Here is a 12,031-nt window from a genome sequence, read left to right on the forward strand (position 1 = left end):
CAGACACTTGGCAGCGGCTTGAGCGGAGCGGTAGACCATCGTGAGCGGCGAGAACTCTTCAGCGGACGACGTGCGGGTGTGGGACGTCGTCGTGGTGGGCGCGGGCCCGGCGGGCGCCTCGGCCGCCTACGCGGCGGCGGTCGCGGGACGGCGTGTGCTGTTGCTGGAGAAGGCCGAGCTGCCGCGGTACAAGACGTGCGGCGGCGGCATCATCGGCCCCTCGCGCGACGCGCTGCCGCCCGGCTTCGAACTGCCCTTCCGGGACCGGGTGCACGCCGTCACGTTCTCCCACAACGGCCGCTTCACCCGCACCCGCCGCTCCAAGCAGATGCTGTTCGGCCTGATCAACCGGCCCGAGTTCGACCAGCAGCTGGTCGAGCACGCCCAGAAGGCGGGCGCCGAGCTGCGTACCGGCGTCACGGTCCAGCGGGTCGAGCAGCACGGCTCGGCGGTGCCGGACCGGCGCACGGTGGCCGTCGTCCTCCAGGGCGGGGAGACGGTGCTGGCCCGCGCGGTCGTCGGCGCCGACGGCAGCGCCAGCCGGATAGGAGCCCACGTCGGCGTGAAGCTCGACCAGGTCGACCTCGGCCTGGAGGCGGAGATCCCGGTGCCGGAGACCGTCGCCGAGGACTGGAAGGGCCGGGTCCTCATCGACTGGGGGCCGCTGCCGGGCAGTTACGGCTGGGTGTTCCCCAAGGGCGACACGCTGACCGTCGGCGTGATCTCCGCGCGCGGTGAGGGAGCCGCCACCAAGCGGTACCTGGAGGACTTCATCGCCCGGCTGGGCCTCGCCGGGTTCGAGCCGTCCCTCTCGTCCGGGCACCTGACCCGCTGCCGCGCCGACGACTCGCCGCTGTCCCGGGGCCGGGTGCTGGTCTGCGGCGACGCGGCGGGCCTGGTCGAGCCCTGGACCCGCGAGGGCATCTCCTTCGCGCTGCGCTCGGGCCGGCTGGCGGGGGAGTGGGCGGTGCGCATCGCCGAGGCGCACGACGCGGTGGACACCCGGCGCCAGGCCCTGAACTACGCGTTCGCCATCAAGGCGGGGCTCGGCGTCGAGATGAGCGTCGGCAAGCGGCTGCTGTCCGTGTTCGAGCGGCGTCCGGGCCTGTTCCACGCGGCGCTCACCGGATTCCGTCCGGCGTGGCGGGCGTTCCGGGACATCACCACGGGCGCCACCTCCCTGGCCGAGATCGTCCGCTCCCGCCCGGTCGCCCAGCGCGCCCTGACCGCGCTCGACCGCCGGCCGACACCTCCGGCCGAGCCCGCCGCGGAGGAGCCGGTCGGTTCCTGACGAGGGGCAGAGGCGTGGCGGGCCGGCCGGGGTGCCGGCCCTTCACGCCCGGTGCGCCGCGCGCGGTCCGGCTGAGCGCGGGGTCCGGTCGAGTACGAGGCCCGGTTGCGTACGGGGTCCGGCCGGGCGCGCGTCACGGGCGGCCGGGGCGGCCGGGCTCGCCGGGCCGGCCCGGCCACCGGAAGCGCAGCAGAACGCTGACCACCCGGGCCGTGAACACCAGCGGCGCGACCACCAGCCCCAGCCGGAGCAGTACCGTGGACAGCGGGCGGGGCAGGTCGAAGAGCAGCGCGGGCCCGGCCACGGCCCCGAACAGCACCGCCGCCGCGAACGTGGCGCTGACCAGTGCGTAACCGATCTCGACCGTCATCGCGTCCCGCTCCGCCTGGCTGCGACGGCCCCCGTGTGCGTCCATGCCGTCAGCTTCGCAGAGGTGCGCCCGGCGGGCAACGAACCCCCACCGGGCGCACCTTGGAGACGGTCCCCCTAGTCGCGGACCGGTACCCGGTCGGCGTCCGCCTCCTTCACGGTGGACCTGGCGACCACGACGGAGCGGGCCGGCCGGGACCGGCGCAGTCCGCCGAGTGACAGCAGCAGGCCCACGACGGCGACGATCGCGACCACGACGAATCCGGGCCGGTAGCTGTCCAGGACGGCCTGCGGGGTGGCCTTCTCGGGGGCGTGCGCGGTGACCACCGCCGTCACCACGGCCAGGAAGATGGCGCCGCCCACCTGCACCGAGGTGTTGAGCAGACCCGAGACCATGCCCTGCTCGTGCTCGTCCACCCCGTTGGTGGCCTGGACGTTCAGGGACGGGTAGGACAGGGCGAAGCCCGCGCCGACCAGCAGCATGGTCGGCAGGATCACGGACGCGTAGACCGGGTCGAGGTCGATGCGCAGGAACAGCACGTACCCGGCCGCCATCATGACGAAGCCCAGCACGATCAGCCGTCCCGTGCCGAACCGGTCGATGACGGTGCCGACCTTGGTCGCCGAGAGCGCCACCAGCGCACCCGCCGGCAGGAACGCCAGCGCCGTGTGCATCGCGGACCAGCCCAGCACCTGCTGCATGTACAACGTGACCAGGAACTGGAACCCCGTGTAGCTGCCGACGAAGGTCAGCGCGCCGAGCTGGGCCCGGACCTGGGAGCCGGAGCGCAGCACCCCGAGCCGGATCAGCGGGCTGGGGCTGCGCCGCTCGACGAGGACGAACACGGTCAGCATGACGGCCACGGCGGCGAAGGACAGGATCGTACGGGCCGACGCCCACCCGGCCTCGGGCGCCTGGACGACGGTGAAGACCAGCAGCAGCATCGAGGCGGTGCCGAGGACGGCGCCCGGGACGTCGTAGCCGCCGTGGCCGCGTTCGCGCTCGCTGCGCGGCAGCAGCTTCATGCCCACGAGCAGGGCGATCAGCGCGACCGGCGCCGGCAGCAGCATGGTGAACCGCCAGCTGGCCTCCGTGAGCAGGCCGGAGAAGACGAGACCCAGGGAGTATCCGGTGGCGGCGCAGGTGGTGTAGATCGACAGGGCCCGGTTGCGCAGCGGGCCTTCCGGGAACGTGGTGGTGATGATCGACAGGCCGGCCGGTGCCGTGAAGGCCGCGCTGAGGCCCTTGATGAAGCGGCTCGCGATCAGCAGCGGGCCGGAGTCCACGAGCCCGCCGAGCAGCGAGGCCAGGGCGAACACGGCGAGCGCCACCAGGAACACCTGGCGCCGGCCGAGCAGATCGGCGGTCCGGCCGCCGAGGAGGAGCAGGCCGCCGTAGCCCAGGATGTAGCCGCTGACGACCCACTGGAGGGTCGACGTGGACAGATGCAGATCCGAGCCGATGGACGGCAGGGCGACGCCGACCATCGACACGTCCAGCGCGTCCAGGAACATCGCGGCGCACAGCACCAGGAGGGTGCCCCACAGCCGGGGAGTCCAGCGCACGGCCGGGGACGGGGCCGTGGAGGTGGTGAGCGGAGAAGTCATGGCGAAGAGATTACATGCACGCGCATCTGATGCAAGCTCATTTAATTACCGCGCAACAAACGCGTTTTTCTGCTACCGTGCGGGCATGGCGGCGAAGAATGCCGAACGAGGGCTGGTCGAGCAGTGGCGGGAGATCCTGTCGCTGCATGCCCGCACCCAGTGCGAACTGGACCGGGTGCTGCACGGGCACGGACTGTGCGCGAGCGACTTCGAGGTGCTGGACGTGCTGGCCGAAGGCGTGGCCTCGGGCGGCAACTGTGCCTACCGGGTGCAGGAGATCGCCGATCGCGTCCATCTCAGTCAGAGCGCGCTGTCCCGGCTGATCGCCCGGCTGGAGAAGGACGGCCTCGTGGAGCGGGGCATGTGCGCGGAGGACCGGCGCGCGGTGAGGGTCTCCCTCACCGAGAAGGGTTCCGCGCTGCACGGTGAGGTACGGCCCGTGCAGCGCGAGGTGCTGTCCCGGATGCTGGCCGGAGCCGACTGACCGACCCCGGATCCCGGACCGCTCCCGCCACAGGGCCGCGAGCGCCGGGCCGCCGGTCACCCGCGGAATGGCCGTCCGGTGCCACAGGGCCAGGCACAACTGGTCCGCCGGCCCCGACAGTTCGGCCTCCGCCGCGCCCTCGGCCGCGCGCACGGCCAGGGCCGGTCCGGCCGTGCGCCGTACGGTCCACACGGCGTCCGGTCCCGCGTCCACCGCGCGCACCCGGCTTCCACGCCCGCGACCTCAGCCGCCTGCGCAGCGAGCAGCAGTTCGTCGATGCCGTCCACCGCGAAGTCCCGTGAGACCGGGGGCGGTTCCCCGCCGCGCGCTTCCGGCGTCATAGCGGTGCACGGCCGTCGCGTGCGCCGACCGGCGGTGGACCGCCGGCAGTGCGGTCACCGCCGGTGCCGGCCATCGTCCAGCCGCGGCGCTCTCCGCACCGACAGGCCCGTCTGCGGGGCGGTCAGGTGAGGCGCGGCGTCACCTCGGTCGCTATCCACTCCATGGCGCGGCCGAGGTGCTCGGCCGCGACCGGCAGCCACAGGGTGCACACGGTGAGCCCCGCCTCGGCGAGCCGGGCGAGGTCGTCGGCGACGCTCGCGGCGGTGGGCGCGGCACCGCCGAGCGGGCGCCCCGGCGGGGCCATCACCGCGGGGAAACCGGGCGGGGTGAGGAACCCGGCCGAGGCGAGCGTCAGGCGGTCGGCGTGCTCCGCGCCGGCGAGGTCCCGCAGGCGGCGCCGGACGTCGGTGACCTCCGCGGCGTCCACGCCCGAGCCGTACCAGCCGGCGCCGAACCGCACCACCCGGCGCAGCGCGGCGTCGCTGTTGCCGCCCACCCACACGGGCGGACCCCCGGCGGTGACCGGAGGCACGCCCAGGTGCGCCGCGCGCAGCCGGGTGAACGGCCCGTCGAAGTCCGCGGGGCGCCGGGTCCACAGGGCCTTGGCGGCGCCGAGGTGGTCGTCGGTGCGCGCACCGCGTTCCCCGGTGGGCACGCCTACGGCCGCGAACTCGTCGGGGTTCCAGCCGGTGCCGACGCCGAGGATCAGGCGGCCGCCGGAGATGACGTCCAGCGTGGCGGCCTGGTTGGCGAGCACCGGCGCGGGGTAGTACGGCGCGACGAGCACGGACGTCAGCAGCCGCAGGCGGGTCGTCGCCCCCGCCACGGCCGACAGCAGCACGAACGGGTCCGTGTCGAGGCCGAAACCGCTGTCCAGGAGCCGGTTGCCGACGGCGACATGGTCGAAGCCCAGTTCCTCGGCGTGGCGCGCGGCGCGGAGCGCGGCGGTCCCGTCGTCGAGCGGCCAGCGCGGTTGCAGGGAGACGCCGAGGCGCAGCGTGGTCATGGGAACGCCTTCCGGTAGCGGTGTGGTCGGGGACGAGACGATCAGTGGTCGCTCTGTCCCCACCCCCAACTCCCGTGTCACGCTTGTTCATTCCGCAATGTGCCGACGGAGATCACGAAGCTGCCAAGGCGAACAGCAGGGCCGAGTCGGACGAGTCGCCGGTGCGCACCCACGACCTGGTCACCGGGTTCGTCAGCCGGACGAAGCGGTGTCGGTGAAGGCGTGCCGCGTCGCCAGGCCGAGGGCGGTGGCGACCGCGGCCAGCGCGGCCACGCTGGTGAGCGCGGTGGGCAGGGAGAACCAGTCGGCCATGAACCCGATCGCCGGCGGCCCGAGGAGCATGCCGCCGTAGCCCAGGGTGGAGGCCAGGGCGACGCCGGACGCGCCGGCCAGCGCACCCGCCTGGTCCACGGCGACCGGGAAGAGGTTCGCGAGCCCGAGACCGGTCACCGCGAAACCGGCCAGCGCGGCCCACACCGAGGGCGCGAGGGCGCCGAGCAGCATGCCGGCCACCGCGACGGTGCCTCCGGCCACCACGGTCCGCGCCCGCCCGAGCCGGGCCAGCAGCGTCGTGCCGGTCAGCCGGCCGATGGTCATGGCGAGCGCGAAACACGCGTACCCGGCCGCCGCGGTGCCGGCGGAGGCGGCGAGGTCCTGCTGGAGGTGGAGCGCGCCCCAGTCGGCCATCGCCCCCTCCCCGTACGCCGTGCACATCGCGACGAGCCCGAAGACGACCACGACTCCGCGCCGTTTCCCGCCGCCCGCCTCCGCCGCCTGCGCCGGTGTGCGCTCGGGCCGCTGCGGCGGCTCGCACCGCAGCAGGGTGCGTCCGGCGACGGCCGTGACGAGCAGCCCGACCACGGTGAGGCCCAGCAGATGCCGGGTCGGGGAGAGGTCGTCGGCGACCAGTCCGCCGAGGCCCGCGCCGACCATCCCGCCGAGGCTGAAGGCCGCGTGGAAACTCGGCATGATCGGCCGGCGGGACGCGGCGACCAGATCGACGGCGGCGCTGTTGAAGGCCACGTTGACCCCGCCGTAGCCCGCGCCGAACAACAGCAGTACGGCCCCCAGCGCCGGCGCCGAGTGGGTGAGCGGGGGCAGCGCCACGCTGAGTGAGAGCACCACCATGCAGACCACGGTCACCGGATGGCTGCCGTAGCGACGGCACAGCCGCCCGGTCAGCGTCATGGTGAGCACCGCCCCGGCGGACACGCCGAGCAGGGCGAGCCCGAGGGCGCCGGCGGAGGCGTGCGTCTGGTGCTTAATGTCGGGGATGCGGACGACCCACCCCGCGAAGATGAAACCGTCCAGGGCGAAGAAGGCGGTGATGGCGACGCGCAGTGCCGTCAGGCTCCGGCCCGGCACGGCACTGTGCACCCGGATTTTGTTTAGTATCGGCACAAAGTCCAGCGTACGGGTGGCACGGGGAGGGGGCAAGGCAGGTGCGGGCCGATGCCGCGCGGCCGTCCGTCGACCGGGCGCCCGGTGTCGAGGTGGTGACGAACCGGCATCCGATGCTTCGCCCGTTCGGGGACCCCGCTCCCGGGCGGTCTCACCCGCTCCGCGGACACGGATCGCGCGCGTGCCCGGGTCGCGGGACCGGGCCGGGGGCCCTGCCGGGCGGGCCCACCTGCGGATTCCCCTCACCGGGCGGCGCGGCGCGAGGCAACGCCCGGCGTACGCGGGCCTGTTCGACGACTGGACGAGTGTACGAATCGTTGAACGCGCCGCGGATACAGGTCGGTTAATGCTCGCTCACGAGCTGGTTGCGGGCGGGTGAGCGCGCCATGATGGGCCCATGACGTTGGCCTCGCGCGCGCTCGCGCAATTGGCGACCTGGCCGGATCTGAGACAGACCGTGCCGAGCTGCGGCCTGGGGCAGGCGGTGAGTTCCGCCCAGGGCGAGATCGTCCACTTCCACTCCGAGCGGGATGTCGACCTGCTGCTCACCGACCGGGCCGTCCGGCGGTTCACCAAGGACCTCAAGCACTCGGGCGCGATCAGGATCGTGCGCGGCTCGCCGTGGGTGACGCTGCGCCTGGACGCGGCGAGCGACGTCGACCTGCTGCTGACGCTGGTGAGCGTGGCGCTCCAGGCCCCGCAGACGTGGCCGGACCCGGCCGACCGGCCGCCGGCGGGCTGCAACGACCAGCGGGGCGCGGGATTCGTGAAGGCCGACCTCCGCGGCATCTGAGGCGGGCGGGCGCGCGATGCGCCGGCCAGCGCGACATCCGGGGGCGAACGGTAACGGCCCGGGCGGAACTTGGTGCCCCGCGCCTCACACCGCGAGCACCCGCACGCCCGCCTCCTCGAACCGCCGTACCGTCTCCTGCCCCACCGCCGTGTCCGTCACCAGCGTGTCCACCAGCTCGGCCCCGCAGATCCGGGCGAACGCGCGGCGGCCCAGTTTGCTGGAGTCGGCGGCGACCACCACCCGCTCGGCGCGTTCGCACAGCAGGCGGTTGATGGCGGCCTCCGCCTCGTCGTGCGCCGCCGCCCCGTGCGCGACGTCGAAACCGACGACACCCAGCACGGCCACGTCCAGGGTGATCTGCCCCAGCACCCCGTCCGCGAGCGGACCGATGAGCTCGTACGACTGCGCGCGCGCCACCCCGCCCGTCACCACGATCTTGAACTGGGGGCGCACGGCGAGCTCGTTGGCGATGTTCAGCGCGTTCGTGACGACGGTCAGCGCCGGCGAGCCGGTGGCGAGATCGCCGCGCACGGCCAGCGCGCGGGCCACCTCCGTGGTGGTCGTACCGCCGGTCAGCCCCACCGCCTCGCCCGGCGCGACGAGTTCTGCCACCGCCTTGGCGATGCGCTGCTTCTCCGAGGCGCGCCGGGCCGTCTTGTAGCGCAACGGCAGCTCGTACGACACCCCGTGCACCACCGCGCCGCCCCGGGTGCGCACCAGCATCTGCTGCTCGGCGAGCTGGTCGAAGTCCCGGCGGATCGTCGCCGCCGACACCGCCAGCTCGGCCGCCGCCTCCTCGACCTCCAGCCGGCCGCGCTCGACGAGCAGTTCCAGCAGCGCCTTCCAGCGGGCGTCCCGGGACATCCGCGGCCTCCGTCTTCTTCCTCCGGACGATCTCCCGGCGACCCTAGCGCACCCGGCTTCCCCGCCGAATGCTTGATAGTGCTCGAAAGATCGCTATACCTTGCAAGAACAATCAGCAAGGGGAGGGTGTGGGCCATGACCCATGTCGAGAACGAGCTGAACAGCCAGCCGGAGTGCTGGATGCGGGCCGCCGAACAGGCGGCGGGGCACCGGGAGGCGCTGCCGGGGGCGGGGGAGCGGGTCGCCGTCGTCGGGTGCGGGACCTCCTACTTCATGGCCCAGGCGGTGGCCGCGCTGCGCGAGGGCGCGGGACAGGGCGAGACCGACGCGTTCGCCGCCTCCGAGTTCCCGCACGGGCGGTCCTACGACCGGGTCGTCGCCCTCACCCGGTCCGGCACCACCACCGAAGTACTGGAACTGCTCGGCGAGCTGTCCGGGCGGACCCGTACCACCGCGGTCACCGCCGACCCGGACACCCCGGTCATGGACGCCGCGGACGACCTCGTGGTCCTGGACTTCGCCGACGAACGCTCCGTCGTCCAGACCCGGTTCGCCACCACCGCGCTCACCCTGCTGCGCGCTCACCTCGGCCTGCACACCGACGCCGTCGTCGCCGACGCGCGCACCGCCCTCGCCACCCCCCTGCCCGAAGGGCTCGTGGAGTGCCGCCAGTTCACCTTCCTCGGGCGCGGCTGGACGGTCGGACTCGCCCACGAGGCCGGGCTGAAGATGCGCGAGGCGTCGCTGTCCTGGACCGAGGCCTACCCGGCGATGGAGTACCGGCACGGCCCGATCAGCGTGACCGGCGAGGGCACCGCCACCTGGACGCTCGGCACGGCACCCGACGGGCTCGCCGCGCAGGTCCGCGCCACCGGCGCACGGTGGATCGAGGGCGAGCTGGACCCGCTCGCCGAACTCGTCCGCGTCCAGCGGCTCGCGGTCGCGGTCGCCGCCGCCCGGGGACTCGACCCGGACCGGCCGCGCCACCTCACCCGCTCGGTCATCCTCACCCCCTGACCCGCCGGCCCCGCCCAGGAAGGACACATCCCCGTGCCCCTCGTGCCCACCGGCGAGCTGGTCACCCGGGCCGCAGCGGCCCGCGCCGCCGTCGCCGCGTTCAACGTCATCACCCTGGAACACATCGAGGCCGTCATCGCCGGCGCCGAGTCGGCCGGTTCCCCCGTCGTCCTCCAAGTCAGCGAGAACGCCGTGAAGTTCCGCTACGGACGGCTCCTTCCGCTGGCCCGCGCGGCCGTCACCGCCGCCGAACGGGCCACCGTACCCGTCGGGTTGCACCTGGACCACGTGCAGAGCGACGACCTGCTGCGCCAGGCGCCCGACGCCGGGTTCGGCTCGGTCATGTACGACGCGGCCCGCCTTCCCTATGCCGACAACCTCACCGCGACCCGGGCCGCCGCCGACTGGGCGCACGCGCAAGGGCTCTGGATCGAGGCCGAGTTGGGGGAGATCGGCGGGAAGGACGGCCGGCCCCCGCTGGACGCCCACGCACCCGGCGCGCGCACCGACCCGGACCGGGCGCGGGACTTCGTCGCCGGCACCGGCGTCGACGCCCTGGCCGTCGCCATCGGCAGCGCGCACGCCATGACCAGCCGCACCGCCGTCCTCGACCACGCCCTGCTCACCCGGCTGTCCGCCGCGCTGAGCGTGCCGCTCGTCCTGCACGGCTCCAGCGGCGTGCCGGACCAGGGACTTCTCGCGGCGGTCGGCAACGGCATCGCCAAGGTCAACGTCGGCACCGCCCTGAACGCGGCCATGACCGGCGCGATCAGGGACTTCCTCGCCGCCCGCCCCGAGGCCGTCGACTCCCGCGCCTACCTCGGCGTGGGCCGCGAGGCGATGGCCCGCGAAGTGAGCCGGATCATCGGGGTACTCTCCCGGGCCGACGGCGGCTGACCGGCACCGGCCGGGAACCGCGCCACCGGCCAGGACGGGCGGCGCGGTGCCCGACCGCGGTGCCTAGCCCCGCTTGACCGCCCGCAACACCACGAACTTCGGATCCGACGCCACCGTCTCGCTGTTGCCGAACAACCGCTTCAGCTTCAGGTGGTAGCCGAGGTGCCGGTTGCCGACCACCCACAGCTCACCGCCCGGTCGCAGCGCGCGCTTCGCCCCGGTGAACATCCGCCAGGCCGTGGTGTCCGTGGTCGCCTGATGGGAGTGGAACGGCGGGTTGTTCAGCACCAGGTCCACACTGCCCGAGGCGACCCCGGCCAGGCCGTCCCCGACCCGGAACTCGGCGTGCCCCGGCACCCCGTTCGCCTTGTACGTCGCCTCCGCCGAGGCCACCGCCTGGAAGGACTCGTCCACGAACAGCACCTCGGCCGTCGGGTCGGCCAGCGCCACCGCCGTCCCCACCACGCCGTTGCCGCAGCCGAGGTCCACCACGCGTCCCGCGCCGGGACCGGGCAGGTGCCGCAGGAAGAAGCGGGTGCCGATGTCCAGCCGGTCGGCGCAGAAGACGCCCGCGTGGTTGACCACCGGGCGCCCCGACACCGCGCCGAGGCCGTCCGGCAGGGTGTAGCCGTACGGCCACGGGTTCGCGGGCCGCTCCAGGGCCGGATCGGGGGCGCAGAAGATCAGCCGGGCCTTCTGCCGGGCCAGCGAGGTCCGGGTCGGCCCGAGGACCCGCTCGAACAGCCGGAGCGTCGAGGTGTGGATCTCCTTCACCATGCCGGTGCCGATCACCACCGTGCCCGCGTGCACGGCCGGCGCCAGCCGCAGCAACTGGTCCTCCAGCAGCGCCAGGCTCTTGGGCACCCGCACCAGCAGCACGTCCACCCGCTCCGGAGGCGGGTCCTGCGTGGTGAGCAGTCCCACGGCGCCCGGCTCCACACCGGCCCGCGCCAGATTCGCCCGGGTCGCCTCCTGACCGAGGAAGGAGTCGGTGATCTGCGTCGGCCGGTGCCCGGCCAGCGCGGTGACCAGCGCGCCCCAGCGGTCCCCGACCACCACGACCGTGCCGGTGAGCGGCACCTCCTCCTCGGCGAGATGGCGCAGCAGGTACGCGTCGGAGGCGTCCCAGGCACGCAGCCGGTCGCGTGGATCCTCGGGGAAGCGGGTCAGCTCGACCTCGCCCCACGGTGTCGTCATACGGTCGCTCATCGTGCGTCCAGGCTAGCCGAGCCGCAGCTCAGGGCCCGTGGGGCAGGATGGGGGCATGGAGGACGAGCTCTTCCCGAGGGAGCGCACAAGCGTCGCGCCGGGCGCCGTGCACGTCCCGGACTGGCTGGACCGCGCGCGGCAGCGCGCCCTGCTCGCCGCCTGCCGGGACTGGGCCCGGCCCCCCGCCGGGCTGCGCACGGTCCGCACCCCGGGCGGCGGCACGATGACCGCCCGCCAGGTCTGCCTCGGCTGGCACTGGTACCCCTACGCCTACGCCCGCACCGCCGTGGACGGTGACGGCGCCCCCGTCAAGCCGTTCCCGGACTGGCTCGGAGAGCTGGCCCGCCGCGCGGTGACCGACGCGCTCGGCCCGGACGCCGTACCGGAAGCGCCGTACGACATCGCGCTGATCAACTTCTACGACGCCGACGCCCGCATGGGCATGCACCGCGACGCCGACGAGCGGGCGGACGCGCCGGTGGTCTCCCTCAGCCTCGGCGACACCTGCGTGTTCCGCTTCGGCAACACCGCCACGCGCGGCAAGCCGTACACCGACGTGGAGCTGCGCGGCGGCGACCTGTTCGTCTTCGGCGGCCCGTCCCGGCTCGCCCACCACGGCGTGCCGCGCGTCCACCCGGGCACGGCCCCGGACTGGCTGGGCCTTTCCGGCCGGCTGAACATCACCCTGCGGGTGAGCGGCCGGTAGCCGGCGGCGCCGGTCACCCCGGGCGCGGATCATGGGAGACTCGC

Annotated in this window: 12 protein-coding genes; 6 read left to right on the forward strand and 6 right to left on the reverse strand. The window is 74.0% G+C overall.

The features are described from left to right. The first annotated feature begins 40 nt into the window (after positions 1-40). Positions 41-1,291, forward strand: a complete 1,251-nt coding sequence (locus tag IH25_RS0106175; RefSeq protein ID WP_030604250.1) for a geranylgeranyl reductase family protein — start codon at positions 41-43, stop codon at positions 1,289-1,291. Positions 1,292-1,424: 133 nt separating this feature from the next. Here the strand turns inward: IH25_RS0106175 and IH25_RS0106180 are convergent, their stop codons facing one another. Then, the gene (locus IH25_RS0106180; RefSeq protein ID WP_030604253.1) at positions 1,425-1,706 is read right to left on the reverse strand and encodes a DUF6332 family protein; all 282 of its coding nucleotides are present in this window, start codon (positions 1,704-1,706) and stop codon (positions 1,425-1,427) included. A gap of 71 nt (positions 1,707-1,777) precedes the next feature. Further along, positions 1,778-3,268, reverse strand: coding sequence for an MFS transporter (locus IH25_RS0106185; protein WP_030604256.1), 1,491 nt, complete (start codon positions 3,266-3,268; stop codon positions 1,778-1,780). Positions 3,269-3,353: 85 nt separating this feature from the next. On the opposite strand from IH25_RS0106185, the gene IH25_RS0106190 reads away from it, so the two are divergent. After that, positions 3,354-3,752 carry a MarR family winged helix-turn-helix transcriptional regulator gene (locus IH25_RS0106190; protein ID WP_030604259.1) on the forward strand — a complete coding sequence of 133 codons (399 nt, stop codon included), beginning with the start codon at positions 3,354-3,356 and terminating at the stop codon, positions 3,750-3,752. A gap of 463 nt (positions 3,753-4,215) precedes the next feature. On the opposite strand, the gene IH25_RS0106195 is transcribed toward IH25_RS0106190, so the two are convergent. Continuing rightward, positions 4,216-5,100 (reverse strand): TIGR03619 family F420-dependent LLM class oxidoreductase, encoded by an 885-nt coding sequence (locus tag IH25_RS0106195; protein WP_107058330.1) that lies wholly within the window; start codon positions 5,098-5,100, stop codon positions 4,216-4,218. Positions 5,101-5,292: 192 nt separating this feature from the next. Beyond that, on the reverse strand, positions 5,293-6,465 hold the full coding sequence (locus IH25_RS0106200; protein ID WP_030604265.1) for an MFS transporter: 1,173 nt from the start codon (positions 6,463-6,465) through the stop codon (positions 5,293-5,295). A 433-nt stretch (positions 6,466-6,898) separates the two neighbouring features. Between IH25_RS0106200 and IH25_RS37395 the strand changes: the two genes are divergently transcribed. Beyond that, positions 6,899-7,294 (forward strand): luciferase domain-containing protein, encoded by a 396-nt coding sequence (locus IH25_RS37395; RefSeq protein WP_030604268.1) that lies wholly within the window; start codon positions 6,899-6,901, stop codon positions 7,292-7,294. Between the two features lie 84 nt (positions 7,295-7,378). On the opposite strand, the gene IH25_RS0106210 is transcribed toward IH25_RS37395, so the two are convergent. Next, complete coding sequence (locus IH25_RS0106210) at positions 7,379-8,158, reverse strand: DeoR/GlpR family DNA-binding transcription regulator (protein ID WP_030604271.1); 780 nt, start codon at positions 8,156-8,158, stop codon at positions 7,379-7,381. Between the two features lie 135 nt (positions 8,159-8,293). Between IH25_RS0106210 and IH25_RS0106215 the strand changes: the two genes are divergently transcribed. Continuing rightward, a complete protein-coding gene (locus tag IH25_RS0106215; protein ID WP_030604272.1) occupies positions 8,294-9,175 on the forward strand; it encodes an SIS domain-containing protein in 882 nt (293 codons plus the stop codon). Between the two features lie 33 nt (positions 9,176-9,208). Continuing rightward, on the forward strand, positions 9,209-10,072 hold the full coding sequence (locus IH25_RS0106220) for a class II fructose-bisphosphate aldolase (protein ID WP_030604275.1): 864 nt from the start codon (positions 9,209-9,211) through the stop codon (positions 10,070-10,072). Positions 10,073-10,135: 63 nt separating this feature from the next. Here IH25_RS0106220 and IH25_RS0106225 read toward each other — a convergent pair whose 3' ends face one another. Next, on the reverse strand, positions 10,136-11,269 hold the full coding sequence (locus IH25_RS0106225; RefSeq protein ID WP_030604278.1) for a methyltransferase: 1,134 nt from the start codon (positions 11,267-11,269) through the stop codon (positions 10,136-10,138). A gap of 67 nt (positions 11,270-11,336) precedes the next feature. Here IH25_RS0106225 and IH25_RS0106230 point away from each other — a divergent pair, with 67 nt between their 5' ends. Further along, the gene (locus IH25_RS0106230; RefSeq protein ID WP_030604280.1) at positions 11,337-11,987 is read left to right on the forward strand and encodes an alpha-ketoglutarate-dependent dioxygenase AlkB family protein; all 651 of its coding nucleotides are present in this window, start codon (positions 11,337-11,339) and stop codon (positions 11,985-11,987) included. The last annotated feature ends 44 nt before the right edge of the window (positions 11,988-12,031 follow it).

This window comes from Streptomyces achromogenes subsp. achromogenes (assembly GCF_000720835.1).
Lineage (GTDB): Bacteria > Actinomycetota > Actinomycetes > Streptomycetales > Streptomycetaceae > Streptomyces > Streptomyces achromogenes.